This is a genomic window from Solirubrobacter ginsenosidimutans (assembly GCF_027587205.1).
In genome coordinates, this window is the sequence record NZ_JAPDOD010000028.1 from 39,179 (window position 1) to 58,511 (window position 19,333).

Below are 19,333 nucleotides of genomic sequence, written 5' to 3' on the forward strand. Positions count from 1 at the left end.
AGCGAATCAGCTGTCGCGCGCGTCGAGGCAGTCGGCGACCGCGTGGACCGTCTTCTTGGCCTTGGTCGCGAGGCTCGCCGAGACGACGTAGTTGCCCCCGACCTCGGCGTCGGAGACGCCCGCCAGGCTCTCGACGGAGAGCTGGGCGTCGCGCGGGGACGGATACGGGCCGTCGACGGCGACGAGGGCCTCCGGGCCGCCGAGCGTCCCTGACCACAGGCCCGCGCCGCTCTTCTTGGTCTGCTTGAGATCGGCCGCGCTCAGGCAGATCAGCGGGCCGTTCTTCTTGGCCGCCTTCGGCTTGGGCGTCGGCGTCGCGGTCGGCGCGTCCTTCGGCAGCGGCGTCGCCGTGGGAGCGGGCGTCGACTTCGCCTTGGCCGGGTCCGGCGTGGGCGTGTCGACGGGCGCCTGCGTGGCGGCGGGCGTGGGCGTGGACGTGCTCGTGGGCGCCGTCGTGGGCGCCGTCGTGGGTGCCGTGGTGGGCGCGGCCGACGCCGTGGCCACGGGTGGCGCGGTCTGCGCCGGGGAGGCCGACGGCGAAGCCGCGACCTGCGCCACCTGCTGGGCCGCCGGAGCCGGCTGCCCGCCGCCTCCGCACCCGGCCAGGGCGAGCGCGAGCAGCGCCGGCGCGAGCGCGGCCGCCCTCATCGCCGGTCCCTCCGGCGCGTCTCGACCTTCGCGAGCGCGGGCGTGGCACGCCGGCGCGGGTCGGGGCGGACGCCCCCGGCGACCAGGAGCAGCGTGAGCAGGGTCATCGCTCCGACGCCTCCGTAGAACCACGGCACACCCGGCTGGTGGGTGGTGAATGCGGACTGACTGGCATGTTTCTGGGCCTTTTCCTTTCTGCGGGCGGCGGCCTGGGCGGACGCGGCCCCTCCGGGCGGGATCGGCTGGATGTTCGGTGGGATCGGCGGCACGGCCACCGGCGGGACGTTCGGAACCGTCGGCGGCGGCTGCGGGTGAAAGACCGCAGGGACGAGCGGCGGCGCGGGCTGCGGCGGCGCGACGCGCGGCTGGGGCTTCGGCGGCGCAGGTCGCTCCGGGGCGGCCGGCGGCAGGGGAGCCGGGAACGGGACCGCGAAGTTCGGCAGCTTGGCGGGCGGTGACTCGCCGCTCGGCCCGGGTGGCGGGGGCGGCGGGGCGCCCGCCCCGCTCGGAGCCCCCTGCGACCGCACGGTGCGCGTGCTCGGCACGATCACGACCGGTCGCACGCCCTCGCGGAAGACCGTGCCGCACGGGCGGCCGAATCCGCCGGCGAGCACCGTCACCGGCAGCGACGCCCGGCGCGAGCCGACGGTCACGGAGACGGTGGTCGTGCCCGAGTTGTAGGCGCAGAAGAGGCCGGAGGAGCGGGCGGGGATCGGGCGGCCGTCGTTGTCGAGCTCCGGAAGCCGGGAGCCGAGGCCGCTGGGCAGCACGAAGTCGCCGATCGTGGGATCGGAGCTCGTGAACGTGTAGCTCGGCAGCACGCACGTGACGCAGTCCGCGGGCGCCGGAATGTTGAGGTAGTTGTCAAAGCCCGGGAACGTCGGGTCGATCGGCGTCGTCGCGAGGGTCCCGGTCGGGCGCCGGCCGACGGCCTCGAACGCGAGCGTCTGGCTGCGCGCCACCGTCAGCCCGATCAGCGGCTTGAGCGCGAGCGAGTCGACCAGCGGGCGGGCTTGGACGCTGACCGTACGCTTGGCGACGTCGACCGCGATCGAGTACCAGGCCACGCCGTTGTTCTTGGCCTGCTGGTAGCCGAGCGTGGCGCCGGAGATCAGCGGGATGCGCGACTCGAGCGCGACCTCGGGGGGCCATGGGCGGTTGTCGTTGGTGTCGCCGGGCACGACGACGGCCAGCACGCCCGCGTCGATGAACCGCAGTGCGAGCAGGAACTGATCGCTGTTGCTGGACGTGTTCAGCGGCTGGCTCAGGAACACGACGGTCGGCAGGTTCGTGCTCTTGACGGCCTCGAGCTGGGCGTCGAGCCACCTCGACTGGGCCGCGTCGAGCGCCGGCCCGTCCGAGAGCGCCGTCGAGTTGTCGAGCACGATCGCCCGCATCACGGAGCCGTTCTGGTTGACGTCGAAGGCGTAGTAGCGATGGACGGCGCCGACCGCCGCGCCGCTGTCGACCGGCGTGAAGCCCGCCGGCGCCGGCCGGGAGCCGAACGGCGCGGGCGCCTGGGCGAACGCGCCGGCCCACGGCGCGAGCTGATCCGAACGGTTGACGAGGTGGTCGCGCGGGCCGACGACGGCGAACAGGGGCACGTGGCTGAGCGGCTGGAGCAGGCTCGGGAGCCGCAGGAAGTCCTTCTCCGCATTGCCGCTCTGGAACGCGGTGAGGTCGACGGGCCCGCGCGCGTTGCCGCCCAGGACCGCGAACGCCGGCCCGCCGGGCTGCTGCGCGTACTCGTCGATCTGCTCGAGGGCGGCGTGCAGGTTGACGTCCGGCTGCGCGTCCTGGGTGCCCGCGCACTGGAACTTGCACTGGACGTTGGAGAAGTACGCGAAGTTCACGGTGTTGGGTGCCGCGACCTGCGGGTTCACGGTGACCTCGACGTCGGCCGGCGACGCCGTCGGACGGCCGCTGTCGTAACGCCAGATGTGGGCGGTGCGCCAACCGGCCGGCCGTGCTTGCAGGATGTCGTCGAGTCCCTGCCCCGCCGCGCTGCGGGTGCCCGCGTACCCGCCGACCGCCCACGCGTGCTCGCCGTCCGGGCTCGCGGCGACCGCCAGCACGGGGTCCGGCTTGATCAGGCCGTCGCCGACCAGTTGCGTGAGGTTCTGCGTCTGCGTCGGCGGCTGGCTGTGGCTGAGGTCCAGCCATCCGTCCGCGGTCTGGCGCAGCAGCACGCCGTCCCCGGCCGGGAAGCCGCCGATGTCCCCGCCGAGGACCACGCCGCCTCCCGTCGGGATCGGCGCGGCCGATGAGACGAACGCGCGGACCACCCCGTCGCGATCGCGGAACGCGCTCGCGGCGACCGCGATGCCCGAGATCGGCTGGTCGGCGTAGGCGAAGGTCCCGCCGGAGCGTTGCCGGACCAGCACGACCGAGCGGCCCGCGGCGACGACGCCGCCGTCCGGCAGCCCGGAGACCACGCGCAGGTCGCGATCGAACGGCAACCGCGCGGCCGACGGATCCGGCAGGTCGGTCCGCTCGACGTGCTGCCACCGACCACCCGCGCCGCGCTTGATCAGGTTGCCGTCGGAGATCGCGAAGACGTCGTCGCCGGCGACGGTGACGGAGCTGATCGTCAACCCGTCGTCCTCGGGCGGCGCCTCCTCCGGCGACCACGACTTGCCGTCGTAGTGCAGGATCGTCGAGAAGCGCCCGACCGCCCAGCCCTGTCCGTCGGGCGCGAAGGCCAGGCCCTGGAGCTCTGATCCGGTGATCTGCGTCGACTGCGGGTCCTCGGTCCAACTCGTCCCGTCCCAGCGGAGGATCAGGCCCGCACCACCGACCGCGAACGCCGTCGTGGGGCTGTTGAAGGCGACCGCTCGTACCGGCAGCCGGTGCGAGCGCGCCGGGGTGTTCTGGATCTGCCAGCCGGCGCTCGCGTCGTACCCGAGCGCGGTGCCGTCGAGCCCGACGGCGAGCGCGCCGGACTCACCGACCGCACCGGTGCTCCCGGGCGGCAGAGCGACGCTCAAGAGCGTCGAGCGGTTCGCCTGCGGCCAGGTGGCCATCGGCTCCGGGAGGCGGGCCGTCGCGACGCGTCCGAACGCCACGGAGCCCGCGAGCCAGCCGTCTTCGGGGGCGCCGAGCAGCAGGCGCCCGGCGCCGGGGCTGAACCCTGGGGCGGCGACCTTCGCCCAGTCGCCGTATTCGAACGTGTGGATGAAGTTGGTCTGCAGCGACACCCCCACCGGGCCGCGTGCGGTCTGGAACATCTGATCCGGCACGGCGGCGTCGCCCAGCGGCGCACCGCAGTTCGTCGCTCGCCCCAGTGGGTCGCACCAGGTGCGCGTCACTCCTCGCGCCGCGTCCTCGTAGTGGGCGACGATCTTCCGGGTCGGATTGCCCGCGGTGGCGGCCCCGATCCAGACGCCGCCGGCTTCGGCGCGCAGCCCGGTGGTCGTCACCGCCGGCGGGTTGACGGCGAACTCGCCCGTCGCGTCGAGTGCGTCGAGCCCGGTGACGATCGGGTCCCAGGGACTGTCGCTGAGCCTCCCGATCCGCGGTGGGATCGGCGCCTGGTTGGCCGTGTTGACGACGTCGACCGCCACCCAGCCGGTGCCGGGGCCGGTGAGATCGGCGAAGTCAAGCCGCAGCGTGTCCGCGTTGCGGGCTGCGTATCCGCGCGGGCGCGGCAGGGTCTTCAGTCGCCAGGTCCCGTCGGACAACGCGCCGTACTGGAGGACCGATTTGACCTGGATCGTGCCGCCGTCCGGGCCCGGCTCGCCCTTGAACGGCGGCTCCTGGTTGGGGACGACGAGCAGTCCGAAGTCGCGGCCGTCGGTCGTCTCGCCCACCTGGAGCTGTTTTGGGGCGAGGCCGTTGACCGGCGTCGAGAGCAGCGGCGCGAGCTCCGTCGAGGCCGCGCCGTCGCGGCGAAACTGGCCGTCAAAGCGACTCGGGACGCGATGGAAGACGGAGGCGGAGTCTCCGAACACGACGATCCAGGCCTCGCCGCTGGGTGTCATCTGGCCGCGAACGTCCGTGCTGCGGACGTCGTACGCCGCCCCGTCGCGGTCGGGGTGGCCGGGCTGGTCGGCGTCGCGCAGCACGTCCTGGATGCGCCAGCCGCCTGCCTCGGTGTACCGCAACAGCACGAGCTGGTTCCCGCGTCGCGTGTAGTCGAGCTGGTGGCCGTCGACGACCGCGGGGGGGCCGGTGGAGATCCCGGTCGCCCACGTCTCGCCCGTGTTCGTCGTGCCCAGCAGCTGGAGGTTCGTCGCCGGCGCGACCACGTTCGTGACCGCCCGCCCGCCCGGTGCGACGCGCCCCGGGTTGCTCACCGCGACGTTCTTCGCGATCGGCGACGCGGCCGAGTTGCCGGCCGTGTCGGTGGCGACGACCCGGAAGTCGTATGTGCCGTCCTCGAGGATCCGGGTATCGAAATCGGTCGCGTAGGGCTCGCGCCCGAGCGACGTGATCGCGGTCCACGAGTCCGCGCCCGCCGGCGAGTGCTCGAAGCGCACCGAAGCCACGCCGCCCCCGTCCTGCGCCGTGGCGGCGAGGCGGACGACCCCCTGCAGCGGGCCGGCCGGGATCTGCAGCTCCGAGACGGGCGCCTCCCGGTCGAGCAGCAGGTTGCGCCGCGGGCGCGAGACGAACCTCGCGTCGGGCTCGTCGGTGCTCTTGGCGACCGCGCGGAGGTCGTACCTCCCGCCGGTGAGGTCTGTCGCGTCGAAGTCGACGCTGAAGCTCGCGTCGAAATCGTCCATCGTGGTGTCGAGCGCGATCTGCTTCCAGTCCTCGGCCCCGGACGGGGAGATCTGGAAGCTGACCTCGGTGGGAAAGCTCCTGGAGACCGGCGTCGTCGAGCGCAGGGTCATGTGCGCGCGCAGGGCGGTTCCGGGATCGTCGAGGACGACGCTCGTGGCGTCGTTGGCGACCGCGACGTCGCGGACGACGACCGTGGTCTGGTCCCCGACACTGTCGGTGGCGACGGCGCGCAACTCGATGAGCCCGTTGAGCCGGTCGGGGAAGGTGGTGTCGAACGGCTGGTTGGCCTGGTCGGACCTGACGGGCTGGCCGATCTGCGTCCAAGCTCCGTTCGCGTCACCCTGCGGCCGGAACGCGAAGACCACGTTGGAGATGGTCCGCCCTGTGCTCGCGACCGCGGTCGCTCGCAAGGTCACCCCACCGAGCAGGCAATCCGGGCACGACTCGCTCGACGGCGGCGCCGCGAACGTCACGACGGGTGCGGTCGGCGACTGCGCGAGCGCCGAAGGGCCGCCGTCGGGCCCGGTCACCGCGAGGATCGCGAGCACCGCCGCGCACAGCGCGGCGCAGACCAGCGGACGTCGTCGCCTCACCGGGTGCTGCCGCTTCGCGTGTAGAAGCGGACCCTCGTGGGCCAATGCTTACGGGTGATCTCGAGCTTGAGGGTTCCCCGCTTGCCCTTGAAACGCTTGAGCCCGCTGCGCGACACGACCTTGTTCTTGCGCAGCGCCTGCACCCCGACGGTGACCGGGCGGCGAACGCGGAACGTGACCACCATGACGTAGCGGTTGCCCTTGATCCGCCGCGGCTTGGACACCTTCGGCGAGTAGATCGACGGCTTCTGCTTGACGCGCTTGGGCTTCGTCGGCACGGTCGTGATGACCGGTGGCTCGTCGGGCGCGGGCGGCGGCTCGGGCGGCGGCGCGTCCTCCACGAAGATCGGCGGGTCCGCCACCACCTCGAAAGGCCGGTCCTCGACATCGTCTCCGGCGGTTGCGGCAGGCTTTGCGGTGTCCGTCAGGCGGTAGAGGTGGGGGCGCTGGTAGAAGCGTTGGTCGACGCCTGTCGGGATGCCGCCGCCAATCGCGGAGCCGCTCGACGTCGCCGCCCAGGCGTCATTGGCCGCGTTCGCGGCAACGGCATCGAGCGAGCCGCGGTAATTCGCTGGAGCGACCGCGGCGTCGTTCGTCGTCGGGTCAGGCTCGCGGAAGCGGGTCTCCGTCACCGCGCCGGCGCAGCCCACGCGGGTGAGCACGGGCTCGGCGTACCCGTTGTCGTTGCGAGACGTCCCGCCCACGGCTGGGCGCTCGGTCCCGCCGGCCAGGGCGTCGCCGCTGTCCGGGAACACGGAGAGCGAATTCCAGATGTACGACGACTGGCCGTCCGGAAGGCCGCTCGAAGTAGGCGCGTACGTGAAGGCCGTGGCGGAAGGCGTGCAAGCCGCCCGGCCGCTGAGGGCGAACGGCACCACTGGAGCCGCTTGCCGGCCAGGGAGGATGCGGCCGGTGATCTGGAGGTTTCCCGCCCCGACGGTGTTGCCGGCCACCCACCCGCGCCCGGACGGGTCGAGGTCGACCGCGACGAGGTTGGTCCGCCATGGATCGTCCGGACCGGGAACCGTGGGTGGCGTGAAGGGAAAGGGCGCGAACGCGCCGCCATCGGAGCGCAGGAGCTGAGCGGGTGCGGACTCGCCAGGGTCCGGCCGCACCTGATCTTCGGGTTTGACGCCATCTTGGGAGCTGTGGCTGGTCCACCGGACCGCGACGCCGATGCGGTGACCGTCGGCGTCCACCCTGGCGGCCGCCGAGCCGAACCGTCCGCGCAGCGACGGCGAAGAGATGTCGGGTGTGTCGTCGTTGAGCTTTGTCCCGTCCCAGTGCAGGCGCACGCCCTCGGGGCCGAAGAACCAGCAGTCGTCCCACGCGTAACATGCGCCCGCGCGGACGCTTGCGATCTCCGGCGACAGCACTTTCACGCGGGTCTCGGCAGGTATCTCGAGCGGCTGCCAGGCGAAGCTCGAACCGTCATAGCGGCAGACGGTGGGAACGCCGGAACCGGTGAGCGAGCCGCCGATCAGCCAGTAGTCGAGCTTGCCGGCCCACACGACCGTGTCGCCGTAACAGGTGCTTGCGCCGGGAAACGTGGGGTCCGGATACCAGCGGGTGCCGTTGAAGAGCCAAACGCCGAATGGCGTCGGCGGCGGCGAGGGGTTGATCTGGAACCTCGTCGTAGCCGCCAAGCCGCGGTTCCATGCGCGGAACGCCATCGAGGTGACGCGCAGGTAGCACTGGCTCTGATAGCCGCGGTCCTTTTCCGCATTGACCGCCGGACAGCCGAGCGATGAGGTGTCCACCGGCAGGCCATCGGTGCCGAACGGGTACGGCGTGATATCGACCCAGCAAGGCTTGCCCGGGCTCGGGGCGGCCGGCGTCGCCGGATCGGTCGTCTTCGCGCAGGCGGTCGCCGCGCTCGCCGACGGCGCGGCGATGGCAAACATGGACGCGACGCAGGCACCCACGATGAGGGCGAATGAACGCGTAGAAGTTCCGACCCGCACGGCGCAAGTGACCGTAGCCCAGCGCCGGTGCACCAAGCAATGGGTTACACAAATGGTTAACGTCGAACACGCGGGTTGTGAACGGTTCATTCACGCTTGTTCTGAGTTGTGAATCGATGTCATCGAGCGTCGCCAAAGGTGAAGCGAGTCTTCACCGGTCCATTACCTAGCGTCATCCGCGGGCGGATTACCTCCCGCTTAGCAGTCACGTCGGCCCGAGGGGGGCCGCCGGAGCGCTGTTTTCTCGCAACAACTCAAAGGAGCAACTCGCATGACGGGTCGCATGACTGGTGCGCGCAAGCGCGCCGGCGTGATCGCGGTCGGGGCTGGGATCGTCGCCTCCTTGGCCTTCGCAGCACCAAGCTTCGCCGCGCCGCCTGCCGCGGGCGCGAACTGCCAGCCGAACGGGCGCATCGCCGCGGGCGGCGCCACGCTCGCCAACAACGCGCAGCGCATCGTGTTCGAGCCGGCCTTCCGGCGCGAGATCTGCGGGCCGGTCCCGGGGGGCCCGACCGACGCCAACAACGAGCCCAACAGCGATACGCGCATGGTGCTCTACAACTACGTCGGCCGCCCCACGGGCTCGGGCAGCGGCATCAACGGCGCCCAGTGCCGCGCCGACGCGTTCGAGGGCTCCGACGTGCCGTACACGACGGCTCAGCTCGCGCTGCTGCGTGCTGCCAAGCCGGCCACGACGGATCCGAACTGCTCGCTCTTCCAGAGCCTGACGGTCCCGTTCGCGCCGCAGCCGGCGTACCCGGATGCCTCCGATGCCACCACCGTCGGCATCATGTCGTTCCCGCTCGCCGGCTCCGCCGTCGCGATCGGTTACAACCTCACCGCGGCCGCGTGCGGCGGCTCGACGCCTCCCGCGTCGATCCAGCTCGACTCCCTGCAGGCCTCGCGCCTGTTCGGCGGCGACACCGCGACGTGGAATGACGCCGCGCTCGTGGCGATCCAGCCGGTCGGCTCCACGCTGGCCAACTGCGCGGTCGGCGTGAGCCGCTTCGCGCGCCTGGACAACTCGGGCACGACGACGATCTTCAAGAGCTACCTGAACAAGGCCGATGGTGCCCGCGCGCTGTGCGACGGCACCACCTGGAGCGCCCGTAGCGGCCAGAACGGCTCGAACTTCCCGTCCGGTGGCACGTGCACGCCGGTCTCCTACGTCAGCGGCAACCCGGCGGTCATCGACGCGACGGCCGGCACGGTCGGCGGCCTCGGCTACGGCGATCTGTCCGATTGGCGTGTGCGCCAGCCGCAGCTCGGCCTCGCCTCGGTCCGCAACCAGGCCAACGACGCGTACGTCAGCCCGCTCGCGGGCCTGGGCTCCAACTGCTCGTTCGCGGGCGCGTCGCTGCCGGCCGGTGGCGCCAACGGCGCCGTCGGCATCGCCGGCAACGCTTGGGCCTCAGACCTTCCCCCGGCCACCAACAAGTCCGACGTCACGTTCGTCGGCGCCGGCTACCCGATCTGCGGCTTCACGTTCGGCCTGGTCCGTCCGGGCCTCAGCGCGGGCGCCGGCACGGGTGCCGTCGCGCGTCTGAGCGACAACCAGCGCCGCACGCTCTACTCCTACCTCCTGTTCGCGCTGTCGCCCACCACCCAGGCGCAACTCTCGGCGAACTTCTACGCCCCGGTTCCCGCGACGTTCCTGACGTCGATCCGCACCGGCTACAACTCGAACTTCTAGAAAGGCGACTCCTTTCATGAGCCACACACTCGCCGCGTCGCGGCTGAGCCGGTGGGGTATCGCGATGGCTGCGGCCACCGCGGGCCTGCTGAGCGTCAGCGCCGCCGCGAACGCGACGGTCTACCACCCGTCGAGCTCCGGTAACGCCTTCCGCCAGGCCGTCCTGGACGCGAACGCCAACCCGGGCTTCGACAAGATCATCGTCGACACGACGTTCACCACCTTCACGGCGACGAACCTCACGATCACCGACGATCTCTACATCACGAGCGACCACAAGCACGACGGTGGCGACCCGAACTTCTTCGGTCCGGCCGTCAGCGGTGGCTCGGTCGACGTCCGCCCGGCCAACTTCATCACGGTCAACCCGGGCGTGCGCCTCGAGATCGCGGGCATCGAGTTCAACCAGGCGTCTGAGAACGGCTTCGCCACGATCTTCAACAACAACGGCAAGCTGCGCCTGGACAACATGGCGTTCCTGGGCAACTCGGGCAACATCGTGTCCCAGGCGGGCGCGAACGCGTCGACCGTCATCACCAACACGACGGTCACCGACAACGCCTACACCGCCCCGACGGTCCTTTCCAACGGCGGCGGCTCGGTCACGATCAACAACTCGACCCTCGCCGACGCCCCCGGCGGCGGCCCCCAGGTCGACGGTCCGTTCGTGATGCGCAACACCGTGCTCTCGTTCGTCGGCTCGCAGAGCTGCTTCACGACCCCCGGGCCCGGCTCGTCGAACAACTGGTCCACCGACACCTCCTGCGGCCCGACCGCCGGCGTCGGCGATCCGAAGATCGACTTCGTCTTCTACTACAGCGGCCCGACGCAGACGCGTCCGCCGCTGGCCGGGAGCCCGCTGATCAACGCCGGCAACCCCGCCACCTGCGCCTCCAGCGACCAGGGCTTCCGCGTTCGCCCGGCCGCCGGCGGCACGTGTGACATCGGCGCGGTCGAGGACGGCGCCGTTCGCGACACCACTCCGCCCACGTGCGCGGTGACGGCGACCCGCCGCGGCCCGGACGAGCAGGACGTCACGGTCTCCGACACCGGTTCGGGCCTCGGCTACGACAGCGTCTTCTCCGAGGAGATCGCGATCACCAACGGCACCGTCGCGTTCACCGGTCTCCCGCCGCTCGGCGGCATCCCGGCTGATCCGGCGCGTCCCGGCAACACCGTCGTGACCGCGGTCAAGGCCAACCAGTCGCTGAAGACGCGCTGGTCGTTCACTGCCCGCGACTGGGCCGGAAACACCCAGGCCTGCTCGTGAGCCTTCAGACCTCGACCAGCGAGACAGAAACCATGAACAAGCGCACCTACCGCAAGCCGGTCCTGAAGCGCCTCGGGCTGCTTCGCCGCCTCACCCGCTACACGTTCTGATGCTGCGGGCCGTACTCGTCACCGCCTCCCTCGCGCTCGCCACCGGACCGGTGGCGGCCGCGGGGGCGGCGACACCCGACCGCGCCGCCTGCAAGGGCGGAACGGTCGCGCGGATCTCAGGCAAGAGCACGTGCCTGGCCAAGGGCCGGGCGTGCGCTTCGAGCAAGCAGAAGGAATACAAGAAGCACGGCTATGCCTGCTCGCACGGCCGCCTGAAGAAGGTCAAGCAGGAGTTCTGAGCAGCGCTCGCACGAGCTCTGCCGTGTAGCCCAGGTCGGTGCCGGACCGCAAGGTGTAGCACCGGACCTGGGCCAGCAGAGCCGCGATGGCCTTCAGATGCGCCTGGGTCCCGGCGGGCTGCGTGAGCAGCACGTCGGGGACCAGCCGCAGATACGCCTCACCGGGATCGAGTGGCATGACCTCTCCCGGGGAGTCATAGACCACCTCGGGGAACACGATCACGCGCGGTTCGCAGCGCTCGACCGGGGTCACGCCGAACGCGTCCTCGAGCCGGATCAGGCGCTTGGGGAACCCGTCGCGCCGCGGCGTGCCCTCGAGCGCGAAGCGCTCCGCACTGGCATCGGTGACGCCGGCCGCGTCGGCGAAGCCGAGGGCCTCCAGACGATCCTCGCCGTGGGCGAGGAAGACGAGGTCGTCGGAGACGAAGCCCAGCCCGGCGCGCACGAGCGCCACCGTCAGGGTGGACTTGCCCGAGCCGGTCGGGCCGGCGACGAGCACGCCGCGGCCGTCGAGCTCCAGGCAACCCGCGTGCAGGCAGTAGCGGTCACGGCGCTCGAGCAGCTCCATCAGCGCGATCGTGGCCAGCGGGTGGGTGGCGAGATACAGCTCGCGCCCGCTGAAGCCGGTGTCGCACTGCAGCCGGGCGACGCCGGAAGTGGCATCGCAGCGCAGCCGCACGCCGCGCAGGTCGCCCCACAAGGTGTCGGTGTCCGGGAAGTAGGCGACGTCGCCGTAGGGCGTCTCATACACCGGCCGGCTGGCATCGGTGGGAGGCGCGATCGCGCGATCGGGCCCTTCGAGGAACTCCAGCCGCAGCGGATGCGCGCCGACCGGTGAGCGGAACGCGCGCAGGCGCAGCTCCATCTCGAGCTGGATGTCGGGCGCGCCGTGGACCTCGAGGTCGACGCCGTGAAGTGAGTAGGTACTCACGTGACCGGGACGCGGTAGATCTCCGCGAAGCGCGGACGTGGGTCCTCGCGCTCGAGGTACGGCTCGCCGTCGAGCGTCAGCCAGCAATGGCCGTCGGCGACGCCGGTCGGGTCCAGCCCGAAGCGCAGCTCGACCGCCACGCCCTGGCGCCGCAGGAACCAATAGAGCGTGAGCCCGCGGGTCAGGCAGCCGGTCCGCACGACGGGGTGCGCGAGCCGCGGGGCGAGCGCGACCAGGCGGTCGACGCGGTCGGGCGACAGCGGCCGCCGCGGCGTGCGCGGCGGGCGGGTCAGTAGGCGGCTCATGCGCGGCAAGGGCAGCCGCAGCAGCAGCGGGACGCCGCTCGCGAACGCGGTCACCGAGGCGAACAGCGCGAACTCGCGCGGGCTCTGCAGCTGCGCGAACGCCCCGAGCCGGTCACGGAGCCTCGACAAGCAACCGCTCCTCGCGAAGCTCGTCGATGAACTCGAGGACGTCGGCCGTGATCGTGGCCGCCGGGGCCTCGAACTCGCCGGTCATCACGGCCACGATGTCATCGACCGAGCGCTCGCCGTCGCACAGCTCCCACACGCGCGCGCCCACGTCGTCGAGGGCGTAGTAGCTGCCGTCGTCGAGCCGCAGGAGGACCGTCTGACCCTGGGCCTCTTGCGCGAGGACCCCGTCGCGCTGGCGGGGACGGAGGGCGATGTCTGGCATGTGCGGCTACTCCCGGTGCTCGAGGGCGTGGATCTGGCCGTTCAGCCGATAGTCCTGCACGACCGACCAAGGACGGGAGAGCGCGGCGCGCGCCAGCGGCGCCTGCGCACGGGCGCGGCGGACGTACGCGCGGGCGAGCGAGCCGCGGGCGCCGGGCTCGCCGTCCCACCCGCTCACCAGCACCTCGCGCGGCGGCGCGGCCATCCAGCGCAGCGAGCGCACCGGAAGCTTGCGACCGGAGCGCAGCACGCGCAGGCCGACGAGCCGGCGCCCGACGCGCGGGTCGAAGGCGGCGGGCCGCAGCGCGTCGAGGCCCTCGGCCGGGATGTCGAATCCGACCTCGTGGGCGGCGAAGAGCGCGAGGAAGAGGCGCGCGTCGAGCCGGTAGGCGCTCGAGTCGGCGGCCAGTCGCGACCAGTCCAGCGGCTCGGCGGCGACGATCCAGGCCATGTCGCCGAGCTGGCTGAGCGCGCCCCCACTGCCGTAGCGGTCGTGGTTGCCGCCGAGGCGATTGCGGGTGAAGTGGAAGCCGACGTGCAGGAGCAGGTCCTCGCCGGCGGGCAGGCGGTGGCCGGGGACGGTGGGGTGCGGCCGCGAGCGCTCCCACAGGCCGGCGACGTCGAAGTGGCGGCGCTCGTCCTTCATCGCGATGTGGTGGTGCAGCTCGATCGCGAGCAGCCCGTCCTCGGCGACCAGCGCGGGGTCATGATGGTGATTGGCCCGCATCCACCCGGCCGAGTGCTGCTCCTCGCCGCTGCCCGGCGGGCTGCGGTAGCCGAGCGCGGCGAGCGCGGCGTGCGCGGCGTCGAGCTGCTCGCTGCGCACGAGCATGTCGACGTCGAGCATCTCGCGCACGGCCGGGTCGTCGTACACCGTGGCGGTCAGCGCCGCGCCCTTGAGCAGCATCGCCTCGACCCCGGCGGCGGTGAGCGCGGTCAGCGCGGCGCTCAGGGAGGCGGCCACGAACGCGCTGCGCGCGGCGTTGGCGAAGTAGCGCTCCTGCAGGCGTGCCTGGAGGTCGGCGGGCACGCCCGTGTCACCCGCCAGGTGTTGCGCGAGCATCGGCTCGAGCCGATGCCAGGCCGCCGCCTCGACGGCGCGCTCGTAGCTCGCCCGCGCCCACGACGAACGATCGGCCGCGGTGGCGGGGGTCGGGCGCGCGGCTTCGACGAGCAGCGCGAATTCGGGAGTGAGAGCTTTGGACATGGGCGCGCCGCAATCTTCCGGTGACGCGGACGCCGAGTCGTTAAATGCTCGTGGCGGCGCGCGTCGTCCGCACGCCGCCACGAACCTCGGACCCTCGCGCTAGTACGTGATCGTCTCGCAGCCTGAGATCACGTCGAGGTTCCTGTCGGCCGTGACCTTGTCGGTGCCGTTGGCACCGCAGTCGATCACGTCCTTCTCGCCGTCCTTGGCTGAGATCGTGTCGTTGCCGTCGCCGGCGGTGACCGTGTCGCGTCCGCTGCCCGGGTCGATGACGTCGTTGCCGTTGCCGGCCGAGATCGCGTCGTTGCCGTCGCGGCCGTAGATCGTGTCGTTGCCGTCGCCGCCGGAGATCGCGTCGGCGCCGTCGGTGGCGGCTTCGCCGGTCGCGGCGTCGCCGTAGATCGTGTCGTTGCCGTTGTCGGCGGTGATGTTGTCCGCGCCCGCGCCGCCGATCATGCGGTCGGTGCCGTCGCCGCCGGAGAGGTTGTCGCCCCCGGCGCCGCCGTCGACCCGGTCGTCGTTGTTGTCGCCGCTGAGGTTGTCGGCGCCGCCGAGCCCGTAGAGCGCGTCGTTGCCGTCCTCACCGCGGACCGAGTCGCCGCCGTCGCCGGCGCGCTCGTCGGTCGAGCAGTAGTCGGCGTTGGTTGCGCCCGCCGGGCAGCTGCCGTCGCCGTAGACGGTGTCGTCGCCCTGGCCTGCGCTGATCGAGTCCGCTCCGCCGAGGCCGAGCACCAGGTCATCGCCCGACTGTGCGTTGATCGAGTCGGCGACGCTCGTGCCGATCAGCGTGTCCGGGCCGTTGGTACCCGTGATCGTGGCCGCCAGCGCGACCGAGGCGGTGACGCCGAGGGTCGCGGTCGCGAGTACGAGCGGGCGCAGGATGCGGGAGCTGAGCATCAGTAGTCGACGTTCTCGCAGTCGCGGTTGATGACGTCCACGCGGTCCGCGAAGACGTAGTCGCTGCCGCCGCCGCAGGTGATCGTGTCCTTCTCGCCGTCGCGCGAATAGACCAGATCCAGCGACGAGCCGCCCTTGATCGTGTCCTTGCCCGAGCCGCCGGTCATCGCGTCGCTGCCGCCGTCGGAGTTGATCTGGTCGTCGCCGGAGCCGCCGTCGATGACTTCGCTGCCCGAGCCGCCGTTGATGATGTCAGCGCCCGCGCCGCCTTCGATCACGGTGCCGCTGCCCATCGCGGTGATCGTATCGTTGCCGTCGCCGCCGTCGATCAGATCGAAGCCGTCCGTGCCCGAGTTCAGGGTGTCGTTGCCGCCGCCGCCGAAGATGGCGTCGTTGCCGGTGCCTCCGGTGATCGTGTCGTTGTTGCCCTGGCCGTAGATGACGTCGTTGCCGGCGTCGCCCTTGAGGTTGTCCTTGCCGTCGGTCGAGGTCTCGGCCGTCGAGCAGTAGTTCGCGTTGGTGGCGCCGGCCGGGCAGGTCGCGTCGCCGTAGATCGTGTCGTCGTCGTTGCCGCCACTCACGGTGTCATCGCCACGAAGGCCATACACCGAGTCGTCGCCATCCTTGGCTGTGATCGTGTCGTTGCTCGTCGTCCCGACGAGGAAGTCGTTGCCGTTGGTGCCGTTGATGGTCGCGGCCATCGCGACAGCCGCGGTGGCGGTGAAGATGACCACCGCCAACAGCATTGATCGCTTCAGGAGGGACATCGCGCGAGGGTCCTTTCAAAAGGGGGGCTAAAGAGCGCATCCCTCCCTACGTCTGTGAACGATTCACACTGACCCTGGACACCGAATCTTCACGCATTTACATATTTCGGCGGGCTAACAGGTACGGCACCGTCCGCATCAGGATCTTCACATCGGTCCACAACGACCAGGTGGCGACATAGAGATAATCGAGCTTGAGCATCTCGGCGAGCGGCAGGCGGGTGGCGCCCATGACCTGCCAGTGGCCGGTCATGCCCGGCGTCAGGAACAGGCGGCGGCGGTCCAGCCCGGTGATGCGCCCGTCGTCGTCGGCGACCAGGGGCCGCGGGCCGACGAGGCTCATCTCGCCCTTGAGGACGTTGACCAGCTGCGGCAGTTCGTCGAGTGACAGCGAGCGCAGCGTACGCCCGACGCGGGTGATCCGGGGATCGCCCGCGACCTTGAACAGGTGACTGTCCTCGTTGGCCGCGGTGAGCGTGGATTTCAGTGTGTCGGCGCCACGCACCATCGTGCGGAACTTCCACATGTCGAACAGCCGCCCCTCGCGGCCGACGCGGGGCTGGCGATAGATGACTCCGCCGGGACTGTCGAGGCGGATCGCCACCGCGATCACCGCCAGCAGCGGCGACAGGACCGCCAGCAGGAAGGCGGCGCCGACGGCGTCGAAGGAGCGCTTGAGCAACGCGGACGAGCGCGAGAGCCCGAAGTGGCGCAGCCCGAGCAGGGTCAGGCCCTGCACGTCGTCGATCTCGATCGCGGACCCGACGACCTCGAGGATGCGCGGCAGCACGCTGACCCGCGCACCGGTGGCCTTGGCCTCGCGCACCAGGTCCAGCGTCATCTGCGGGCGCGGCGCGTTGGGCTCGATGATCACGCGATGGACGGCGAACTCGTCGACGAGGCGATGCAGAGTGGCCGCCGCCTCGACCGCGAGGGCGTCGTCGGGCGCCTCGGGGAGGTCGATGCGGACGACGACCGCCGCGTGTGAGCCGGTGGCGGCGAGCTTGTCCTGCAGCCGTTCGCATGAGCTCTGAACGCCGACGAACAGGCAGCGCTCCTGCGGTGTCAGCGAGCGCGCGACGCCCCGCGCTCCGCGGCGCGCGAGCAGCGTGAAGACGAACATCGTGCCCCACAGGACGACCAGCTGCAGCGCGCCGAGGTCGCCCTTGAGCAGGTGGTCCTGCAACACGACGAACAGCAGCGTGTAGAGCGTCGCGAGCTGGAAGAGCTGCGGCGCCTGGTCGAGCGTCGTCTTGTTGACGACGATCTCGTCGCGGTCATAGACGCCGCCGAGCTTGGCGGCGATGAGCACGAGCGGCAGCGCGAGCAGCAGCTGGAGCCGGAGCTCGTCGGCGCCGACGACCGTCACGCAGATGACGACGGCGCCCGCGGCGGCGAGCACGTCCGCCGTCGCCAGCGCGCGGCGGAAGAGCGCGTCGCGCCGGCGCACCTCCGCGCGCGGGTCGCGCTCGCGGATCGGCGCCGGCAGGCGCGTCAGGCGCCGGCGGCGGCGCGGACTCGTTTCAGACGCCCGTGGGCCGTCGAGGAGTTCCGGCATGTCCGCGCAGACGCTGCCGACTCCGGACGCCCCGCGTGTGAATCTGTCGTGTCAGCGCACCCGCCACGCGAGCGTCTGATCGTCACCGAGCCGGGCGCGGACGCTGCTCGCGCCACTCGCCCTGATCGTCGTCTGGAACGTATTGCCCGCGGTGACGGTGAGCGTTCGGACCGTCCGCCACGCGGTGCCGGCCCGGCGTTCGATGCGGACCGTCCCGCTCGTCGGCGGCCGGCCCCAGAGCGCGACCTTGGCCTTGCTCGCGCGATGGGCGTAGAACGGGAAGCGGAACGACTTCTGGGCGGGCTTGGGCCGGCCGTCGAGGTAGTAGATCCCGGACTGGTTGGTGGCCGCGTAGCTCGGGTCGGGCGCCTGGTCGCGGACCTGGAACCAGAACACGGCGTCCACGCCCGCCTTGGCGAGGAGAAAGAACGTCTGCGACAGGTACCCGGCGTGCGTCGTCGCGGGGATGCCGTCCGGGTCGGGGGGCGAGGAGTCGTAGGAGACCTCGGTCACCCAGAGGCGATGGCGGGGCGCGCCGAGCGCGAGCTTGTCCCGCTCCGCCGCGCGCAGAACGGTGCTCAGCTTCCCGAGGTCGGGGATCGAGACGTCGTCGGGGTTGAGCGCCTTGCGCGTCGGAGCGCCGACCGAGTACGGGTGGTGCGCGAGCACGTCGAAGTGCGCGGGATCGGGGCACTCGGTGGCCTGCAGGGTGCGCTTGGCGGTCTGCCTCTCACACAGCAGCTCGCGCACGAAGCGGGCCGGCGGCATGCGGTTGCCCGTCGTGCCCGGATCGCCGAACGGCGCCGTCCCGGCCGTGACGACCAGCGCGCTGCTCGCCGTCGCATGGACCCCGCGGTAGAACGCGTTGAGCATGTCGCGGTAGTGGTTGGGCGCCACGGGCCGGCCGGCCTCCCACTGCGGGCTCAGGTACTTGCTCAGGTTCGGCTCGTTCCACGGTTGGAACGCCCGCACCTTCGGCAGCGTCTGGCCGGGCTCGGCGGGGTCCGGATAGGTGCCGTCGTAGCGGGTCGCCAGCGCGGTGCCGTACGCCTCCAGCGCCGCCGGGTCCGGGCGCCAGCTGGCGGGCGGGGCATCGGCGGGACGGTTGGGCCCCTCCGCCCACGTGGGCGCGCCGGTGAACGTCGCGAGGACGTCCAGCCCGTCGGCGACGGCGGCCTTGACCGATGCGTCGGCGCTGGTGAAGTCGTACGCGGGATCGGCCGGGTCGCGCGGGTTGGTGGGCGGCGTGGCGGCGTTCCAGCCGATGTCGACGCGGACGATGTCCGCCCCCGAGTCGGCGGCCCGCTGCAGCCACGGCCCCCGCTCGCCGGTCGAGAAGACGCCGTCGAGGAAGCCGAGCTGCAGCGGCGCCGCCTGGGCGGGCGCGGCGGTCGCGAGCGTGGCCGCCGCGACGGCCACCGCCAGGAGCCCGCGGTTCATAGGACGACCTCCGGTCCGTGGGTCCCTGGGCTGCGCGTGTGGGCCTCGCTCACATCGGCAACCGGCGGCGGCGCAGCGTCAGCGCGATCATCCCCACCAGGCTGGCCACCAGGATCACGGGAAAGAAGATCCCGAGCCCGCCGGCGTCATTGGGGCCGATCGCGGCGGCGAGCGTCGCCTTCACGGGCGAGGTCGCGCGTTCGTCCGCGACGGTCAGCGCCGTCGTGGCAGCGCCGGCGACGGGCGTGGTGACCGGCGGCGTGGTCGCGGTCCCGGTCGCCGGGGTGGACCGCTTCGCCGCGGGCTTGCCCGGCGCCGGCGCGGGGGGTGCCGTCTCGTCGATCAGCTGTGCGAGCTGCTCGCCGACCTCGCCCTCCCGCTCGAGGGCCGCGCGCTGCGGGCGGGTGAGCGCAGGCGACGGCGCCTGGCCCGGGGGGCGCGGCGACCGGTTGCCGGTCGCTCCCGGGACGGTCTCGACGTACTCGTCGATCGCGGAGTTGCCGGGCGGGGCCGTGGAGCCGGCCTGCTGCGCGTGGGCGGCGGGAGCGAGGACGGCGAGGCCGAAGGCGGCGAGGACGAGCGTACGGCGCATGTGA

At 71.9% G+C, this 19,333-nt stretch carries 15 protein-coding genes; 3 read left to right on the plus strand and 12 right to left on the minus strand.

The genetic code is table 11. The features are described 5' to 3' along the window. Positions 1-6: 6 nt before the first annotated feature. From OM076_RS26375 to OM076_RS26385, 3 genes are read right to left on the minus strand one after another with little or no spacing between them, the layout of a single operon-like run. Positions 7-648, minus strand: a complete 642-nt coding sequence (locus OM076_RS26375; protein WP_270043092.1) for a hypothetical protein — start codon at positions 646-648, stop codon at positions 7-9. Continuing rightward, entirely contained in the window at positions 645-5,966 is a 5,322-nt protein-coding gene (locus OM076_RS26380; protein ID WP_270043093.1) for a hypothetical protein, read from the minus strand. Before OM076_RS26380 ends, OM076_RS26375 begins: the two co-directional genes overlap by 4 nt. Further along, positions 5,963-7,870, minus strand: a complete 1,908-nt coding sequence (locus OM076_RS26385; RefSeq protein WP_270043094.1) for a hypothetical protein — start codon at positions 7,868-7,870, stop codon at positions 5,963-5,965. The genes OM076_RS26380 and OM076_RS26385 overlap by 4 nt, the downstream gene beginning before the upstream one ends. Before the next feature lie 331 nt (positions 7,871-8,201). Between OM076_RS26385 and OM076_RS26390 the strand changes: the two genes are divergently transcribed. The 3 genes from OM076_RS26390 (at position 8,202) to OM076_RS26400 (ending at position 11,242) form a co-directional block, all read left to right on the plus strand. Beyond that, positions 8,202-9,623 (plus strand): type 2 periplasmic-binding domain-containing protein, encoded by a 1,422-nt coding sequence (locus OM076_RS26390; RefSeq protein ID WP_270043095.1) that lies wholly within the window; start codon positions 8,202-8,204, stop codon positions 9,621-9,623. Positions 9,624-9,639: 16 nt separating this feature from the next. After that, a complete protein-coding gene (locus OM076_RS26395) occupies positions 9,640-10,893 on the plus strand; it encodes a choice-of-anchor Q domain-containing protein (protein ID WP_270043096.1) in 1,254 nt (417 codons plus the stop codon). Between the two features lie 109 nt (positions 10,894-11,002). Continuing rightward, complete coding sequence (locus tag OM076_RS26400) at positions 11,003-11,242, plus strand: hypothetical protein (RefSeq protein ID WP_270043097.1); 240 nt, start codon at positions 11,003-11,005, stop codon at positions 11,240-11,242. Here OM076_RS26400 and OM076_RS26405 read toward each other — a convergent pair. From OM076_RS26405 to OM076_RS26445, 9 genes are all read right to left on the minus strand, one after another. Then, positions 11,226-12,173, minus strand: a complete 948-nt coding sequence (locus OM076_RS26405) for a hypothetical protein (RefSeq protein WP_270043098.1) — start codon at positions 12,171-12,173, stop codon at positions 11,226-11,228. The two genes, OM076_RS26400 and OM076_RS26405, sit on opposite strands and share 17 nt — an antisense overlap. Next, on the minus strand, positions 12,170-12,607 hold the full coding sequence (locus OM076_RS26410) for a lasso peptide biosynthesis B2 protein (RefSeq protein WP_270043099.1): 438 nt from the start codon (positions 12,605-12,607) through the stop codon (positions 12,170-12,172). Before OM076_RS26410 ends, OM076_RS26405 begins: the two co-directional genes overlap by 4 nt. After that, positions 12,591-12,869: a pyrroloquinoline quinone biosynthesis peptide chaperone PqqD gene (gene pqqD / locus OM076_RS26415; RefSeq protein ID WP_270043100.1), complete on the minus strand. Its 279-nt coding sequence runs from the start codon at positions 12,867-12,869 to the stop codon at positions 12,591-12,593. Before pqqD ends, OM076_RS26410 begins: the two co-directional genes overlap by 17 nt. Positions 12,870-12,875: 6 nt before the next feature. Continuing rightward, on the minus strand, positions 12,876-14,075 hold the full coding sequence (locus OM076_RS26420) for a nucleotidyltransferase family protein (protein WP_270043101.1): 1,200 nt from the start codon (positions 14,073-14,075) through the stop codon (positions 12,876-12,878). A 99-nt stretch (positions 14,076-14,174) separates the two neighbouring features. After that, a complete protein-coding gene (locus tag OM076_RS26425) occupies positions 14,175-14,972 on the minus strand; it encodes a calcium-binding protein (RefSeq protein ID WP_270043102.1) in 798 nt (265 codons plus the stop codon). Next, positions 14,972-15,739 carry a calcium-binding protein gene (locus OM076_RS26430; RefSeq protein WP_270043103.1) on the minus strand — a complete coding sequence of 256 codons (768 nt, stop codon included), beginning with the start codon at positions 15,737-15,739 and terminating at the stop codon, positions 14,972-14,974. Before OM076_RS26430 ends, OM076_RS26425 begins: the two co-directional genes overlap by 1 nt. 97 nt (positions 15,740-15,836) lie before the next feature. Then, positions 15,837-17,297, minus strand: coding sequence for an exopolysaccharide biosynthesis polyprenyl glycosylphosphotransferase (locus tag OM076_RS26435; RefSeq protein ID WP_270043104.1), 1,461 nt, complete (start codon positions 17,295-17,297; stop codon positions 15,837-15,839). Positions 17,298-17,348: 51 nt separating this feature from the next. Continuing rightward, on the minus strand, positions 17,349-18,737 hold the full coding sequence (locus OM076_RS26440) for a hypothetical protein (protein ID WP_270043105.1): 1,389 nt from the start codon (positions 18,735-18,737) through the stop codon (positions 17,349-17,351). A gap of 49 nt (positions 18,738-18,786) precedes the next feature. Beyond that, positions 18,787-19,329 carry a hypothetical protein gene (locus OM076_RS26445; protein ID WP_270043106.1) on the minus strand — a complete coding sequence of 181 codons (543 nt, stop codon included), beginning with the start codon at positions 19,327-19,329 and terminating at the stop codon, positions 18,787-18,789. Positions 19,330-19,333 lie beyond the last annotated feature (4 nt).